The sequence below is a fragment of the Acidobacteriota bacterium genome (assembly GCA_016196035.1).
GTDB lineage: Bacteria > Acidobacteriota > Blastocatellia > RBC074 > RBC074 > JACPYM01.
This window is the reverse complement of the sequence record JACPYM010000014.1, coordinates 1-17,493: the sequence shown is the minus strand read 5'-3', so window position 1 is coordinate 17,493 and position 17,493 is coordinate 1. Positions and strand designations below refer to the sequence as shown.

Annotated in this window: 11 protein-coding genes and 1 CRISPR repeat array; of the genes, 8 read left to right on the top strand and 3 right to left on the bottom strand. The window is 60.8% G+C overall.

All coding sequences use genetic code 11. The features are described from left to right. Positions 1–45: 45 nt before the first annotated feature. A CRISPR array of direct repeats spans positions 46–1,307; the repeat unit is 29 nt; unit sequence AGCGTCCCCGCGTGTGCGGGGGTGAACCG. A 19-nt stretch (positions 1,308–1,326) separates the two neighbouring features. Continuing rightward, the gene (locus HY011_05010; GenBank protein MBI3422276.1) at positions 1,327–1,560 is read left to right on the top strand and encodes a CRISPR-associated protein Cas1; all 234 of its coding nucleotides are present in this window, start codon (positions 1,327–1,329) and stop codon (positions 1,558–1,560) included. Positions 1,561–1,717: 157 nt separating this feature from the next. Here the strand turns inward: HY011_05010 and HY011_05005 are convergent, their stop codons facing one another. Further along, entirely contained in the window at positions 1,718–3,100 is a 1,383-nt protein-coding gene (locus HY011_05005; protein ID MBI3422275.1) for a sigma-54-dependent Fis family transcriptional regulator, read from the bottom strand. After that, complete coding sequence (locus HY011_05000) at positions 3,097–4,719, bottom strand: HAMP domain-containing histidine kinase (protein MBI3422274.1); 1,623 nt, start codon at positions 4,717–4,719, stop codon at positions 3,097–3,099. Before HY011_05000 ends, HY011_05005 begins: the two co-directional genes overlap by 4 nt. 352 nt (positions 4,720–5,071) lie before the next feature. Between HY011_05000 and HY011_04995 the strand changes: the two genes are divergently transcribed. Next, positions 5,072–6,058: a GGDEF domain-containing protein gene (locus tag HY011_04995; protein MBI3422273.1), complete on the top strand. Its 987-nt coding sequence runs from the start codon at positions 5,072–5,074 to the stop codon at positions 6,056–6,058. Positions 6,059–6,300: 242 nt separating this feature from the next. Here the strand turns inward: HY011_04995 and HY011_04990 are convergent, their stop codons facing one another. Continuing rightward, complete coding sequence (locus HY011_04990; GenBank protein MBI3422272.1) at positions 6,301–7,014, bottom strand: response regulator transcription factor; 714 nt, start codon at positions 7,012–7,014, stop codon at positions 6,301–6,303. Between the two features lie 659 nt (positions 7,015–7,673). Here HY011_04990 and HY011_04985 point away from each other — a divergent pair. From HY011_04985 to HY011_04960, 6 genes are all read left to right on the top strand, one after another. After that, positions 7,674–10,859, top strand: a complete 3,186-nt coding sequence (locus HY011_04985; GenBank protein ID MBI3422271.1) for a TonB-dependent receptor — start codon at positions 7,674–7,676, stop codon at positions 10,857–10,859. A gap of 342 nt (positions 10,860–11,201) precedes the next feature. After that, on the top strand, positions 11,202–12,305 hold the full coding sequence (locus HY011_04980) for a VWA domain-containing protein (GenBank protein MBI3422270.1): 1,104 nt from the start codon (positions 11,202–11,204) through the stop codon (positions 12,303–12,305). Between the two features lie 17 nt (positions 12,306–12,322). Then, positions 12,323–12,799, top strand: a complete 477-nt coding sequence (locus HY011_04975) for a response regulator transcription factor (protein ID MBI3422269.1) — start codon at positions 12,323–12,325, stop codon at positions 12,797–12,799. A gap of 433 nt (positions 12,800–13,232) precedes the next feature. Beyond that, positions 13,233–16,190 (top strand): carboxypeptidase regulatory-like domain-containing protein, encoded by a 2,958-nt coding sequence (locus tag HY011_04970; protein MBI3422268.1) that lies wholly within the window; start codon positions 13,233–13,235, stop codon positions 16,188–16,190. A 17-nt stretch (positions 16,191–16,207) separates the two neighbouring features. Then, positions 16,208–16,843, top strand: a complete 636-nt coding sequence (locus tag HY011_04965; GenBank protein ID MBI3422267.1) for a hypothetical protein — start codon at positions 16,208–16,210, stop codon at positions 16,841–16,843. A 131-nt stretch (positions 16,844–16,974) separates the two neighbouring features. Beyond that, entirely contained in the window at positions 16,975–17,259 is a 285-nt protein-coding gene (locus HY011_04960; GenBank protein ID MBI3422266.1) for a hypothetical protein, read from the top strand. Positions 17,260–17,493: the final 234 nt, after the last annotated feature.

The following is a 17,493-nucleotide window of genomic DNA, read 5'->3' as shown; positions in this document are numbered from 1 at the left end:
CGGGGGTGAACCGGGCGCGCCCGCGTCCACTCGTGCCTGTTTGCGAGCGTCCCCGCGTGGGCGGGGGTGAACCGGCGCAGCAGGGCATTCTGGACGCGCTCGCTTGAGCGTCCCCGCGTGTGCGGGGGTGAACCGGGTATCCGATCAACGAGATGCGTATCAGTTCGAGCGTCCCCGCGTGTGCGGGGGTGAACCGTTATTGGTAATAGCCAGCATGATGGCGAGTTCAGCGTCCCCGCGTGTGCGGGGGTGAACCGGAACCTCGCCTTCAACCACGTGCGCGTGCTCGAGCGTCCCCGCGTGTGCGGGGGTGAACCGCCACCGTCTTTCTTCAGTAATCGAATCTTTTCAGCGTCCCCGCGTGTGCGGGGGTGAACCGGCAGGCTTAGCGATCTCCCTGGCGCGCGGTGCAGCGTCCCCGCGTGTGCGGGGGTGAACCGTGGACGGTCGCCATTGTATGCACGGACGCCGCAGCGTCCCCGCGTGTGCGGGGGTGAACCGAATCAATCGCTGTTCTTCCAGGGCAACCAAAGCAGCGTCCCCGCGTGTGCGGGGGTGAGCCTCCCGCGTCAACGTGTTTGCATATTATATCCGCAGCGTCCCCGCGTGTGCGGGGGTGAACCGGCGTTATGCCGTTCGTTCCCCGCGCTGGTGTTTTGGGCTGTGAGCGTCCCCGCGTGTGCGGGGGTGAACCGGATTTGGCGATTCGTGGGAGGGGGACTGGTACAGCGTCCCCGCGTGTGCGGGGGTGAATGCTTGCCGTAATCTTCGCGGGCTACTGGTGGCACAGCGTCCCCGCGTGTGCGGGGGTGAACCTTCCATTGGAACCAAAAGTCTTAAATTGATATCAGCGTCCCCGCGTGTGCGGGGGTGAACCGGCTTCTGGCCCACCACCGGCAACGCGCGCGTCAGCGTCCCCGCGTGTGCGGGGGTGAAGCGCGTGCGCGCGTTGCGCCCACGCGCTTGCTCGCAGCGTCCCCGCGTGTGCGGGGGTGAACCACTTGCGCAACCGCCGCGCAACCGTTACCAGAAGCGTCCCCGCGTGTGCGGGGGTGAACCGCAGCCATTTTGGTCGTACCGCATCTCTCACACCAGCGTCCACGCGTGTGCGGGGGTGAACCGACGCAAGCTAAACAAAATTTGGTGACAGCAGCCAGCGTCCCCGCGTGTGCGGGGGTGAACCGAGGTACTACAATCTGATGTGATAGAAGCTCGTCAGCGTCCCCGCGTGTGCGGGGGTGAACCGTTACTAGCATGAATGCTACGCTGGCAGAGGCAAGCGTCCCCGCGTGTGCGGGGGTGAATTGTCAACCACCCTGCGCAGCCGTGCCGGTGGTGGATTTGCCGGTCATCACTTCGATTAACTGGCGGCAATGGGACGCGGAGGCCGACTTCCAAATCGCCGGGCAGCAGGTGTGGCTGTCGGACGTGGGCAAACGCAAACTGATTGAGTTATACGAACGCCGCAAGGAAGATCATTTGAAACATCTGGTGATTGGCTATTCGCTGCCATGCGCGCGGTTGCTGGAATTGGAAGTGCGCCTGCTGGAAAAAGAATAGTTGGGACGAAAGGCGGATTGTTTGCGCGCATGAGATTGAGATGATTCATTGATGCCGAAAGGCGTTGAGCACTGAGGGGCTGCCTCAGATTCGTTATTGAGTGGGTGCCAGGGAAGATCGAAACCGAAGGTAGCCAATTGCCCGGCGCAAAACGAACTTACGCACTCGGCGCGTCTTCTTCTCCTTCGGTCAGGTTGATTTTGAAGCGCTCGGCCATGCGATACAGCGTGCGGCGGTCAATGCCGAGCACGGCGGCCGTTTTTGTTTTGCTACCGCCAACGACCGCCAAGGCATGCAAGAGGTAGCGCCGTTCGAGTTCGTCCAGTGTCGGCAGGTCATCAAAGAGCGCGGCCAGCGGGGAGCGGTGGGCGGCGGCGTGCACTTCGACGCCTTGCAATTCTGGCGGCAAGTCAACGGGTTGAAGCTCGGCGCCGTGCGCGTGCAGGGCGGCGTATTCAATGGCCGATTCGAGTTCACGCACATTGCCCGGCCAGTCATAGGCCACGAGGGTGCGCAGGGTTTCTTCCGTCAGTTTCAAGCCCGTGCGCGCGGCGTTTTCCTGCGCGCCTTGCAGGAAGCGTTCGGCGAGCAGGGGGATGTCGCTGCGGCGTTCGCGCAGGGCGGGCGCGTGCAGGGTGAACACTTTCAGCCGGTAATAAAGGTCTTCGCGGAAGCGGCCTTGCGCGACTTCTTTTTTGAGTTCGCGGTTGGTGGCGGTGACGACGCGCGCGTCTACGTGCACGTTGCGCGTGGCGCCGACGCGGCGAATCTCTTTCTCCTGCAAGGCGCGCAGCAACTTCACCTGCATGGCCAGGCTGATTTCGCCGATTTCGTCGAGAAAGAGCGTGCCGCCCGTCGCCTCTTCCCAGAGGCCGCGCCGGTCGGTGTGGGCGCCGGTGAACGCGCCTTTGACGTAACCGAAGAGTTCGGCTTCGAGCAGCGTTTCGGTTAGCGCACCGCAATTGACGGGCACAAACGGCCCTTGCGCACACTGGCTGTGTTGATGGATGGAACGCGCCACGAGTTCTTTGCCGGTACCGGATTCACCGTTGATAAGCACGGTCGAGCGTGAGGGCGCGACGCGGGCGATCTCTTTGTAAAGTTCGAGCATGGCCGGGGCGCGGCCCACCATCCCGTTTTTTTCGAGTTGAAAAGAGGGCGGCTCAGGCGCAGTGATGGGTGTTTTGCTGTGTTCGAGCGCGCGCTGCACGACGGCCAGCACGTCTTTGACCTTAAAGGGCTTCGAAATCAAATCCCACGCGCCCTCTTGCGTGGCCTTGACCGTCGTCTCCAACGTGCCAAAGCCGGTAATCAAAATGACGGGGCAAGCCGCGCGGAATTGCTGGAGCAAATCCAGGCCGGATTGCGCCGCTTCGAGATTGATGTCGCTGACCACCAGATCAAAGCCGCCGCGCGCGAACAGCGCCACGGCTTGTTGGGGCGTCTGTGCGGTGTGCACTTCCCAGCCCTGCGCGGCCAGAATTTCCTTGAGCGCATCCAACGAAACACGATCATCGTCTACAACCAGAATTTTTTTCATGCTTGTCCTTTGCCTGCGCCATGCACTGCCACAGCGGACGCTGTTTCACTGTTGTCTTGTGCAGCCGCCGGAAACCGCAGGCAAAAATTGGCGCCGCCACCGGGCGCACTGGTGACACTGATACTGCCGCCGTGTTCTTCCATCACCTGTTTGGCGACCACCAGCCCCAAGCCGGTTCCCTGCCCACGCCCTTTGGTCGTATAAAGCGGATCAAAGATGCGCGCCTGCGTTTGGGCAGCCATCCCGCAACCGGTGTCCTGGCATTCCACCAGAATCTGCTCACCTGACTGCTTGACCCGCAATTCCAAGACGCCGCCCGCCGGCATGGCGTCGAGCGCGTTATTGATGAGATTGAAAAAGACTTGCTGCAAATGATCGGCATTGCCCAGGATGAGCGGCAAATTCCCGGCAAACGCTTTGACGAATTGCACGCCGCGCGCTTGCAGCGTCGGCTCTGTCGTCTCGCAAATCTGTTCCAGCAAGGGCGTGAGCGCCAGGGGTTGCAGGACGGCTTCTTCCAACCGCGTGCGGTCGAGCATGCGGCGCACGATGCGTTCGATGCGTTCGAGCTGTTCGCCGATGATTTCGGTGCGGCGCGCGGCTTCGGGATGGGCGGCCAGCGCGGCGCGCAATAATTCCACGTGAATGCTGATCGAATTGAGCGGCGTGCCGACTTCATGGGCGAATTGCGCGGCGGTTTGGCCGGCGGCAGCCAGGCGTTCCATTTGCGTCAGGCGGCGCGCCGTCTGATAGAGTTCGCGATTGGCCTCGGCGAGTTGGGCGTTGCGCTCCTGCAATTCCGCCGTGGCCTCGTGCACGCGCTGCTGCAAGATTTCCTGCTGGGCCGCGCGTTCCTGCGTGAGCGCCCGTAAACGTTCGATCATCCGGTTAAAGCCGAGCGCCAGACGCCCGAATTCGTCTTGCGAAGTGACGGGCAATTGCACCGCCAAAGAGCCGGCTTTGGCGCGCGCCATCCCATAGAGCAAGCCGCGCATCGGGCGATAGACCAGATACCGAAACAGCACATAAATCGCCACCGTGGTGAGCAACACGCCCAACAACGCCAGCCAGGCCGCCGTGTGGGCATAGCGCCGCACGAGCGACGGCACGCTTTCCAGTTTTTCAATGACTTCAACAGCGCCATTGATCCGGCCCTTGGCCGTCACGGGCGCAAAGACGCCGTAATGCGGCTCCATCGTATAAACATCGCTATCGGTCGAGGCATCGTCATGACTGGCCGGATTCAGCCCCTTGAGTAACGCGGCCTGCGCGTCAGCCGGAATCGGTTGCGCCGCCGCGCTCCCCACCGAAGCCAGCCGCTCGACAAAGGTTTCGCCGCGCCGCTCCCAGAAACGCACCACCAAAACATTGGGGCGCGCGCGATGGGCCTGGGCCAGCGCCTGCCCCAGGTCTTTCTCGTCATAAGGCAGCGGCAGCAAACTGATCTGTTCGGCCACGCTGACGGCCTGCAATTGCGCCAAAGCACGTTCCTCAGCGCGCACCAAACTGACCATCCGCGCGTTCACCGCCAGCAAGACCGCCAACAAGACCGCCAGCGAAATGACCGAAGCCAATAACGTCGTTTTGGTGTGCAACCGCAGCGGACGATTTTTCCACATCAGAAAAATAAACCTTTCCCCGCACGCCAAGTGCAAATCAAAGGCCACGCGAGCACGCCTAAAACCACGGCCAACAAGCCCCCTCAGCGTGGCAGAGTGGTCAAATGCCTGGTCGCGTGAGGCGGAAAAGCCAGGCGGACGCGCGCTGTGCTTCGACAGTCACGCTGCAATAAGGTTGCAATCCCTCCCAATAACCGCAAGGTACCGTCAGCTTAGCTTGTGGCATTCGGCTTGCCAATCATCAGGCAAATTGCTGGGCAAATCGTTGGGCAAATTTCAAAGAGGCTGTGGGCGTTCTTGGTGCAACAGCAACGCGCGGCAATAGTTCATTGCGGTTCCGGCAGGAGAATACATGAAATTGACCGCCAGCGCGCATCCGCGCACGGCCACACTCGCCGCACAAATGAAGAATCGCTCCGGCTGGAGCATCGCGCTGCTGGTCGGGCTGGGGCTGTTGAGCGTGGCCTGGCTGGATCGTGTGACGGGCGAATTGCCGGTGCACCATTTCTATTATTTCCCGATCATCCTGGCGGCGGTCCGGTTCGGTCAACGCGGCGGCTGGCTGACGGCGGCGGCGGCGGGGTTGCTCTATTACCTAGCCAATCAGCATTCGCTGAACTGGCACTTTATCGAACGCGACGCGCTGCGGCTGGCCATCTTTCTGGCTGTCGGTTGGGTGACGGCGCGGCTAGTCGAAGATGCCGATCAAATGCGGCGGCTGGCGCATACGGATGATCTAACCGGACTGCATAATCTGCGTTCCTTCGAGGCTCGTTACGCGGCGCTGTGCAGGGCCGCGATTCAAGCGGGCACGCCGTTGACATTGCTGGTGCTCGACCTTGACCGGTTAAAGGCGCTCAATGCCCGGCACGGTCATCTGGCCGGCGCGCAGGCGGTGCAGACGCTCGGCCAAATCATCGCGCAAGAAATTCCGGCTGACGCCGTGGCCTGCCGTTACGGCGGCGATGAATTCGTCATTGCACTGCCGCGCTGTCCGGCGCCATCGGGCTTGGAAACAGCGCACCGCATCCGCCTAACCCTGCTTGCGCTTGCCCCTACACTCGTCGGACTGACTTTTCCAGCGGGCACGCTGAGCACCAGCATCGGGGCCGTCACCGCTGTGCTGACGCCGGAGCAGGAACCGCTCGCCTTGAGTGAAGCGCTCTTCCGCGCAGCCGATGAGGCCCTTTTTCAGGCCAAAGAACAGGGGCGCAATTGCGTCCATTACGCGCCCTTGACCAGCCTGGCGACAGCACGGAGCTTCGCCGCCAGCGAGACAGTGTTGCCCATGCCAGCGTCGGCGAGTTCCTGGCGCGCGGAAGGCGAGGCCGACGGCTGATTTCGCCGGCCACTTACTTCTGCCTGTAAATAATTCGGGGGCAGGGCCAGGGAAAAGCAAACGAGACAGTACCGCGCGCGTGAGCAAGCGGCGGCTGGCACGTTGACCCCTTGCGCCAAACCTGCGGTGCCGCTTGCTCACGGGCGCGATACTGTCCCAGTGCGCCGCGCTTAGTCTGAGTTGCCCCGGCACGCCAAATTCAGGTCAGGGCGGCGGCAACCCCGAAAGATTTACAGGAAGAATTAATTTCCCAGCGCGCGCGTCAGAAAATAGCCCACGCCGCGCACCGCGCGAATACGCTCAAGCCCGTTGGCAGCGGGGCCGAGTTTCTTGCGCAGATTACAGACGTGCATATCAATGCTGCGGTCAAACGGATTGGCGGAGCGGCCATTGACCCGCAAAGAAAGCTCTTCGCGCGAGACGCTCGCGCCTGCCGAAAGCGCCAGCAGCAATAACAAATCAAACTCCGCCGGGGTGGTTGCGATCAGCTTGCCGGCGCAACGCACGAGGCGCGCGCCTTGTTCAAGTTCGAGATCGCCGACGGCCAGCCGCGCAGCCGGTGCGGTTTGCTCCGGCGCAGCGGCGGGCAGCGGCGTGACCCGGCGCAACAGCGCGTGGATACGCGCCATGAGTTCGCGCTGGTCACAGGGCTTCGTCAGGTAATCATCGGCGCCGAGTTCCAACCCGCGAATGCGTTCCGCCGCGCTGCCGCGCGCCGTCACAATCAAAACCGGCGCCTGCGCGCGCAGACGCAAACAGCCCAGCATTTCAAAGCCGTCCATGCCCGGCAACGCGACATCGAGCAGGATCAAGGCATAGTTGCCGGCCGTGACATGCGCCAGCGCCTGCTCCCGACGGCGCACACAGTTAAACGTGAAGCCTTGCGGCTCAAGCTGTTGCTTGACCATGCCACAGAGTTCGGCATCATCATCAATGATCAGAATTTGATTTGCCATATTGCTGCCCGTTTTGCCGGGGCTCTTACCCGGTTACTTCTTGCGATGCATTCGCCAGGCCGCACCTGCCAGACCGCGCCTGCCACTCCAACCTGCTTGTTTCGCGTTGCACATTAGCCAGAAGCCCTTGCGGTTGTGCTTGTGCGGTTTGCTTTCGCAACGTGTGTGCCAGCGTCCAAATCTTTGAATTGCTTGCGCGGCGGCCCGCCGCCAACGTGGCGAAAGTGCAGGCGCAGGCGTTGATGAGGCTGTTTTGTTGCTGCGACGTTGGAAAAACACACAAGCAGATCAAGGTGAAGAAGGGCTAACCCGTCTTGACAAAACTCGACAAACTGCGCGGCCCGGTGTGCGTCTCTTTGCAGTGTGTAGCACTGGATAACGAATTTGGTTCTGGCTGCGGGTTGGCGGGACGCGAACCACACAGGCAACAAGCTGTCTGAGCCAGAATCACCGGCAGGCGTGCGCTGCTCAACGCATCCCGAGCACGCCTGCCGGGCAGACAGGAATCATTGGCAAAGACCATTGGAAGACATGCCATACCACGACACGCCGGACGCAGGCTAAAGCTGGAACAGACCCGCGTTTGAAAAGCGCGTCGCTTGGGCTAACGCAGCCTGAGTCGCAATCAACCATCCGTTTTGAGAAGGAGTTTTTGAGCTATGAAAAGTGAGAACATCCTCAACGATCTGCGGCCAACACGACACGACCAGCAGACCACACCCACCCTGCGCAAGTGGCGCGGGGTTTTACTTGCCAGGAAAACGCTCACGCAGATGCTGCCAATCCTGTTGGCCTTCTGTTTCGGAGCATGCGCCACAACAGCCCTGGCCCAAACCGCCACGACCGGCACGCTCGAAGGCACCGTCACCGACACGGCAGGCGCAGTGGTGCCAGGCGCTTCCATCAAAGCTTCGAGCGCCACCCTGATCCGTGCCCAGACGGCGGTCAGCGATGGGCAGGGCCACTATCGGTTCTCAAATCTGCCGCCCGGCACTTACACGCTGACAGTCGAAGCCGCGAGCGGCTTCGGCAAGTTCACCCAGTCGGGCGTGGAGGTGAATCTTTCCAAAACTTCGACCAGCGACATCAAGCTGCAAGCGCAGGGAGCGGCGGCGGTCGTTGACGTGGTCGCCGGTGCGGCCACGGTGGACGTCAACAGCAACACGACCGGGGCGGATGTCACGAGCGACCAGTTCTCGAACTTTCCGACCCAGCGCACGGTGCAATCCCTTTACACGATTGCGCCGACAGTGGCGCGTTCGGGGTTGCGCGATGCTTCGGGGCGTGACCGCGACCCATCGGTCGGCGGCTCTTCCGGCCCTGAGAATAACTACATCCTCGACGGCGTTAGCACGACCGACCCGGCCTTTGGCGGTTCGGGCGCGAACCTGCCTTTCGAGTTCGTGCAGGAAGTCGAAATCAAGACCGGCGCGTATGACGCTGAGTACGGCAAGACGACCGGCGGCATTTTCAATGTCATCACCAAAAGCGGCAGCAACCAGTTTCACGGCGACGCCTTTTTCTTTGGCAACCCCTCAAGTTTCGTGCGCGAAACCAAGCGCTTTCCGTCCACCGGCTCGGCTCCGAACGGATTTTCCGAACTCGATGGCGGCGTTGATGTGGGTGGGCCAATCATCAAGGACAAGCTCTGGTTCTTTGGCGCGTTCAACCCACAGCGGCGCGAAAATCATTTCCTGACGCAAACGTTCAAACAGGATGCGAGCAACAAGATCACCACGCCTTTCTATGCCGGCAAAATCACCTACGGTATCAGTCAGAAGCACGTGTTGACCTTTTCGACCTTCGGCGATTACACGCGGCAGGAAGGCTTCCTGTTCGGCAACTCCGGCTTTGGCGCCGACCCCAACAGCTTCCTGGGCACGATCCAGAGCGGCGGCCAGAATTACGCGGTGCGCTTGAATTCCACCTTTGCGCCCAACTTCATCGGCGAATTCACCTTCGGCGCGCACTTGCAGCGGGCCAATACCATTCCCAACGATGCGGTGGCGGGCACGGAACTGATCACCGACAACTTCGCCATCCTGAACAACAATCAGGTGCTCGCGCCGGTCACGACAACGGTCACCGTGCCTTCGGGCAGCGGCTTGCTCTCGCTGGCTTACATCAACGGCACGGGCGGCAGCGTGCAACGCAACTACGTCCGGCAAGGCTTCGGTCTGATCTCAGACCAGAGCCGCAATCGTTATGAGTTTGCGCTTCGGCTGCAAAACGATTTCGGCAGGCACGGCCTCAAATACGGGTTTGAATACAGCGACAACCGTTACAACATCAACACCCGTTCGACCGGGCCGACACGCGATTTCAGCGCGCCGACCAGCGGCATCTTCAATGGCTATCGCGTGACCAACAACTGGCTGATTTGCCAGGTCAGCGGCAGCAACCTGGTCTGCCCGAATACGACCGTGGCCGCGCGCGGCACGGCGCTGCTGACGGGCGGCGCACTTACTGGGAGCGGCATCACGGCGGTGTCGGTGGGCACGGTTGATCTGGCGACCATCACCAACCCGTTTCTCATCCTGAGCACGGTGGGTGTACGTGATTTCCGGCTCAACACGCGCGGCACACCGACGGTGAGCAACGTCCAGAGCACTTATGTGCAAGATGACTTTAAGATCACCCGAACCCTCCAACTCAACTTGGGGCTGCGTTGGGATTTCCAGCAAGCCAGGAGTTTTGACACGACTTATATCAAGCTGAATCAATTCTTCCCGGACATGCAGCCACGGCTGGGCTTCGTGTGGGACTTCACGGGCCGGGGCAAGGGCAAGGTCTTTGCCAATTATGCGCGCTTCCTGGAAACACCGATCCCGCTCGACATCAACGTCCGCGCGGGCGGCAATCTGGTGCAGACGGATTACAACATCCGCGTCAATCAACTGAATGCGCCGGCAGGCTCGACGACACTCACCGACTTCGGCAACCTCGGTGGCGATGCGACGCCGGTTGATCCGGGGTTGCGTCCGCAGACCGTGAATGAATACACGCTCGGCGCTGAATATGAACTGGCCCGCAGCCTGACCTTCGGCCTGCGCGGCATCTATCGCGCGCAGGCCAACGTCATCGAAGACGGTTCCTTCGACGATGGCGATCATTACTTCCTCTTCAATCCGGGCCGCAACTATGCGGGTTCGACCGAACAGAAAGCCTGTAGCGACCCGAACATCGGCTGCTTCGGGCACGCGCGCCGCTATTACCGCGCGCTCGAATTCACGGCGACCAAGCGCTTCACCGACAACTGGCAGATGATTAGCTCCTATGTCTATTCCAGCCTGATCGGCAATTACGAGGGTCTGTTCCGCAACGACAACGGGCAATCCGACCCAAATATCACGTCGCTGTTCGATCTGGTCAGTTTGCTGACGAACATGTACGGACGGCTGCCGAACGACCGTCCGCATCAGTTCAAGGTGGATGGCAGTTATCGTTGGCCCTTCAAGCTGATGACCAGCGCTTCCTTCCGCGCACAATCGGGGATTCCCTTCGACGCGCTGATTCCGCACCCGGTTTACGGCAACAACGAAGGCTTCGCGGTGCCGCGCGGCACGGCCATCAATCCGCTCACCGGCAGCAACCGCACGCCGGTCACCTACAACCTGGACCTCGGTCTTTCCTATCCGATCACCATCAAGGAAGGCAAGGATTTGAAGCTGCAATTGGACTGGTTCAACGTGACCAATCAGCAGCGCGCCATCCGGCAAGACACCACCTTGCGCATCAACAGCGGCGCGTCGGGCGTGCCCGCAGTGGACAATCCGTTCTATGGTCAGGGCACGATCTTCCAGTTCCCGGCGGCGCTGCGCCTGGGCGTGAAGTTCAAGTTCTAAGGCCGTACATTCCGCCACCCGCTTGCTGTCCGGCAGGCGGGTGGGCGTCTTAACCAGCGGAACGGTTTCACGAGTAACGTCACTACTGTCACGCTTCAGTGACGTGGTGTCGCGTGGTAACGCCAGGCGGACGTCAACCGGCAGCTTGACGCCCGCCTGCCCGTTGCCAATCAAAACTTTGACCGAAAGAGGACGAAACTTGGGAACTGGCCGACGGCCGCAAGACGCTCAAGATCAAACGCAGCATCAACGGCCCCAACGGCACGACGAACACCACGCTCGCCTTTACGAAACAATGAGCCGGGCAGACAGCTTCGTAGCCATTCCAAGTGGAGAACCCCGATGAACCCTCGTTTTTTTGCGCGCGCCGCCACCGTGGCACTGCTGCTGTTCGCGGCATCCGGCTCTTTGCTCGCCCAGACCGGCGACGGACAACAACCCGTCAGGACGCCGCCCGACACACAAGACCCGAACGCGACGATCAGGATTGAAACCACGCTGGTGACGATTCCGGTCAGCGTGCTCGACCACGACGGCAAATACGTCGCGCACTTGACCAAGGGCGACTTTCACCTGTTTGAAGACAACGTCGAGCAGGAAGTCACCGATTTCCGCTCGGTCGAAGCGCCCTTCCACGTCGTGCTATTGCTCGACACGTCGCGCAGCACGAATTTCAAGCTGGAAGACATTCAAAAGGCCGCGCTCACGTTCATTGAGCAACTGCACGCCGATGACCGCGTGATGATCGTGTCCTTTGACAGCGACATTTACATTGATGCGGAGTTCACCAGCGACCGCGAGCAATTGCGTCGGGCCATTCGCCAAACGCACACGGGCTTTGCGACCCGGCTTTACGACGCGGTTGATCTGGTCATCACTGAACGCCTCAGCCAGGCGCAGGGCCGCAAAGCCGTCGTGCTCTTCACCGACGGCGTGGACACGGCCAGCAAACTCGCGACGATGCAAAGCACGCTCGGACGTGTCGAAGAATCAGGCGTGCTGGTATACCCGCTGCAATACGACACCGAAGGCATGCTGGCCGGGCCGTTGGGCATGGGGCGTGGCCGATTGCCGCCGCCGATCTATCGTCCCATGCCCTTTCCGCGCGGCGGCGGGCGGCGGCGCTGGCTGCTTGATCCAGCGGCCACACAACGCGGCGCGCGGCACGAAGATTATGTGCGCGCGGCGCAATACCTACGCGAACTAGCCGACCGCAGCGGCGCCCGGCTTTATCACGCCGACTCCAGCGGCAAGCTCAAGAAAGCATTCGGGCAAATCGCCGAGGAACTGCGCCAGCAATACTCGCTGAGCTATTACCCGGCGAACGCGGCGCGCGATGGCGCGTACCGGCGCATTCGTGTGCAAGTGACGCCGCTCAACCTGCCCAACCTAGTCGTCCGCGCGCGCGCCGGTTATCGCGCGACAGGCGGAGAAAAACATGAGTGAGGCAAGCAAGGTGCGTTATGGCAGTCCCAAGTCCCGCCGCAATCCATCCGCCGGTCCATTCGTCAGTCAGCGCACAGAGCGCCAGCAACGGCGCTTATTTGCGCCTGTTGTTGGTCAGCGATGCGCCGGAACGTTTGCGGCGCTTGGCTGCCGCGCTGGGGTTCGCGGGCGTAACAATCACAGTGGCGGATTCGGCGGACATCGCCGCGCCCGCGTTTGGCGATGAACACGACCTGGCAATCATTGACGTAGGGCCATCGTTACTGGCGAGCATCTTGCAGACGTTACGCGAAACGCCAGGGCACGCGGCAATCCCGGTGCTCGTCGAAGCCAGCCGCTTGGCCGACGCTGACACAATCGCCGGCCTGTTGCCTGCCCAGCGTGCCATGCCGTGCAGTCTCGCGGAATTGGTGCAGCTCACACGCGGCTGCCTGATGCGCGCACAACTGCGCCGCAATGCCGCAGTGCGCGATGTCGAGCAATTGCCCCTCTGACAAGCTGTTTGAAAGCGCATGGCAGTCTGGTCGAGTCGGGGCGGAATCCGCGCGCACGAATGCCGATTCTTCCCGTGGTTCGCCTGCCACGCGACAGGCGAACCACGGGAAGAATCGCGATCAAGAAAGACTTTTGGTGAAACGGCGCGCTGAGCGCCGCCACTGGCAATGTAATTGAAGCATGTGCGTAATTCCCGCTCACTGTTTGCAGGGGTTTTAGCGCCAGCGGCGCGGCCTGTTTATAGTTATAGCGTGCCGCAATTCCCAAGCTCCAGCGGAGCGACATCTGACACATATCGCTACGGAGCCGGTGATCGTTAGCGACTGAATTACGCACAGGCTTCATGTAATTGCCGAATCAGGAAGCGAAGCGACGTGCTACAGCTTCGCGCAACAAGTCAGAATCAAGCACGAATGAGAGAAGGAGAGAATCATGTACGAAGCTCATATCCTCCAGAGGCTGACCGGCCTCTGGTACAACGGCGTGTGGCTGGCTTTGCTGTTTGGCCTGTTGTGCAGCGCGCCGCTTTACGCACAAAACACCGCCGCTTTGCGCGGGCATGTCGTGGACGACACTGGCGCCGTGATCCCCGGCGCGCAAATTACGTTGACCGCCGCCGATGGCAAACGGCGCAATGTGACGGCCAACGCCGCCGGTGAATTCGTCATTGCCAACGTCGCGCCGGGCGCTTACCAACTGACGGCCACTTTCAAAGGCTTTCAACCTTACATCGCCGACAAGCTGCAACTGACGGCGACCAACGCGCCGTTGAAAATCACGCTCGCCGTCGCCGCCGTCCAGATCGAAACGACGGTGAACGCCGAACAGCCGGGTGTCTCGGTCGAACCGGACAACAATCTGAATGCAACCGTACTCGACGAACAATTCGTCCAGACATTGCCCGACAACGAAGATGACATGCTCGCCTTCCTGCAAGGCTTGGCCGGGCCTGCGGCGGGCGGCGCGATGGACGGACAAGGCGGCGCGCAGATTTACGTGGACGGCTTTACGGGCGGACATCTGCCGCCGCGCGAAGCCATCTTGCAAATTCGCATCAACCATAATCCGTTTACGGCGGAATACGCGACGCCCGGCGTCGGGCGCATTGACATCATCACCAAACCGGGGCGCGATACCTGGCGCGGGACATTCAGCTTCAATGCGCGCAATTCGGCACTTGATGCCCGCAATGCCTTTGCGTTGGCCAAACCCGACCTGAGTCAGGATCGCTTTCAGTTCAATCTGGGCGGGCCGCTGATTGCCAAAAAGCTTTCCTTCTTCCTGAACGCCGAGCGCCGCACGCTGACCGGCAGCAGCACCGTCGTCGCTGACACGCTGGCCGGACCGTTTGTCGCCAACGTCAATGCGCCTAGCACCAGCACCAATTTCAGCGCACGGCTGGATTATTTACTCAATCCCAAAAACACGCTGAACATTAGTTATAACCTCTTCAGTACAGCGGCGGCGAACCGCGAATTCGGCGCGCGCTTCGGCGGTGGTGGTGGTGGTGGTGGGACAACGGGCGGCAACAGCTTTCTGTTGCCGGAACGCGGCTCGAATTCCGACAATACCAACGACACGCTGCAACTCGGCGAGACCTCGATCATCAACTCGCGCCTGATTCTGGAATCACGGCTGCGCTATCAACACGAAAACAACCGCGCGACCGCCGACACGACGGGCGTAGCGATCAACGTGCTCGATGCATTCGGCGGTGGCGGCGCGACTTGCTGTCCAAGCCGCACGCGCCAGGACAACCTGGAATGGCAGGATTACCTGACCTGGACGAAACAGAAGCACACGCTCAAGAGCGGCATTCAACTTCAGTACGACAACATCCGCGATAACAGCGCGCTCAATTTCAACGGCACTTTCACCTTCTCCAGCCTCGCGCAATATGCCGCAGTGCTGGCGGGCGCGCACGTTGACCCGAATGATCCGGCCAGCCCGCTGGTGACGCCGACACAATTTACCATCAACCAGGGCAATCCGCTGGTGCGCTTCAAGCAATATCAGGCGGCCTGGTTCGTACAGGACGATTGGCGTTTGCGCCCCAACCTGACAGTCTCGTTGGGGCTGCGGCACGAGTTGCAAACGCACGTGAATGATCAGTTGAATTTCGCGCCGCGCCTCGGCCTGGCCTGGTCGCCCTTCAAAGATCACAAGACGACGGTGCGCGTGGGCGGCGGCATCTTTTACAGCCGCCTGACCGACAACCTGTACGAGAACGTGTTGCGCAACAACGGCGTGACGCAGCAGAGCTTTCTGATTCACAACCCGTCGTGGCCCGATCCCTTCGCCGTGGGCGCGCCGATTGACACTTCACATACGATTACGCGAACGCTCGATCTGGCGCTGCGCGTGCCTTACACGCTCAACTTCACGGGCAGCGTCGAACGCCAATTGCCGCGCGGCTGGGTCGGCTCGGTCACGCTGATTTACGCGCGCGGTTTGCATCAGTTCCGCACGCGCGACATCAATGCGCCATTGACTGGCCTCGGCGTGCGCCCAGAACCAACGCAGGGCGACATCTATCAAATCGAAGCCTCCGCAAAATCACTATACGAAGGCGTGATGTTTTCGGCGCAACGCCGCATGGGCAAGCTCTTTCAGCTTTTCAGCAATTACACCTATTCGCACACGCTGAGCGATTCGGATGGCGCGCTGACTTTACCCGCCGACAATTACAACCTGCGTTCGGAATGGGGGCCAGCCTCGACCAATCGCCGTCACTTCCTGTTTGTCGGCGGCAGCGCAACTTTGCCCTATGGCTTCCGGCTGAATCCGTTCCTGACTGCGTCATCGGGTGCGCCGTTCAATCTGACGACGGGGCTGGATGCAAATAACGACGGGCAATTCAACGACCGGCCAGCGGGCATCAACCGCAATTCCAATCTGCCCGCGAGCCTGTATTCATTGATTCCCAATCGTTGCATTGCTGGCTGTGCGCCGGGCGGTGCGGCGGTGCTTTTGCAGGATTATCTGGCCACGAATTTCCCGCATGGCGTGACGGTTATCGGCCCCGGTTCGTTCAATTTCAATTTGGGGCTGAGCCGCACGTTCAGTTTCGGTCATCGTGAAAAAGCGGCGGCGGCGCAAACTGACGCGGGCGGCGACACGGGCGGCCCGCCCGCCGGCAGAGGCATGGGCACTCCAGGCGGTGGTTTCGGTGGCGGTCGTGGTGGCGGTTTTGGCGGTGGCGGACGTGGCGGCGGCGGCAATAGCGGCGATGGACGCTTCAATCTGCAACTCGTCGCGCAAATCACGAACCTGCTCAACCACGTCAACTACGGCCAATACAGCGGCACGCTGGGTTCGCCGTTCTTTGACAAGGCCAGCAGCGCGGCGGGTGCGCGCTCTTTTGAAGTGGGCTTCCGCTTTAACTTCTAAACGCTTGAGGCGGTGAGATGAAAATTGCATTGCTGTTGAGTTGTGTAATCGCCACGCTGTTGGCGAGTCAGCGAGTTTTGGCGCAAAGCGGGCCTGATTTTTCAGGCCACTGGGCGCTGGACATCGAGCAATCCGCCGACTTGCCGCAGCCGTTGAAATCCGTGCTGACCCTGACGATGACCGTCAAGCAGGATGACAAACAACTGCGTGTGGAAAACGAAATCACCTGGGGCGCGGCGCAGCAGGGCCTCGGTCTGCATTCGGCGCGCGGTATCTACTATCCGCCGCGCGCGCCCAGACGCCCTCCCTTGATGGATGAGCGAAGCTTGGCGGCGGCGCTGTTTTTGCCCACCGTCAACTTCAACCTGAGCGAGCCGGAAGAACAGGCCAGCAGCGGCGCAGACAGCAGCGCGCCCTTGAAGCTGAGCGCGCAGTGGCTCGTCATTGGCGAAAACCAGGTACTGCAATTGAACACTGCGCAGAGCATCGTTTCGCAAGGCCATCACCTGCTAGTCACAAACCGCGAACGCTGGACGCTGGCGCACGATGGCAAGACGCTCGTGGTCGAGCTTTACACCACGCCGCCCGCCACCGGCGAACTCGCGCACTTGCGCTTTCGCCGTCTGCCGCAAGTGGATGAAGCGGGCAAGTAATTGATGTTACGCAGTCGAATTGAAATCGAGTGAATTGACAGCCTTTCTGCGCCGGAGGCGCGCAGAAGCTGTCAACGCACTTATTGAGCCAAACTGTGCGTAACATCAGCAAGTAATTCACGAGCGAGGAAATGAATGACGCGGAAAAAGACGATCTAAGACACAAAGGCGTTGGCCTGGGCGGCAAACCGGTCTGGCGGCTCAGTGCGCACGGTTATTGCCAAACACAAATTGACCCGCCAGCCCAAGTGCAACCAATACCAACAGCCAACGCCCAACAGCCAACGCCCAACAGCCAACGCCCGGCAGCCAACGCCCGGCAGCCAACGCCCGGCAGCCAACCGGAGCCGCTGCAACAAGAGGCGTCTCGCCACCTCAACCTGACGGATTTCCAAAACGCCTCATCTCAGGGCTGAAAACGCCTCCGCCACCGCATCAAAGCGACTGAAATAGAGTTCGTTGCGCCGTTACACCTGGCACAGCCCTTGCCGTCCTAATCGCCACACAAACAAAGGAGACGGCATGATGAGTAAGAGGTGCGGCGGTAAACTCCAGTTGCGAAAGTAGCTGGAGTAGATAGGTCAGAGGTTGAATCATCTCGTTGTGGCGATTGACCACGTAAAGGAGACTAATCGAACCTGCTGACCGAA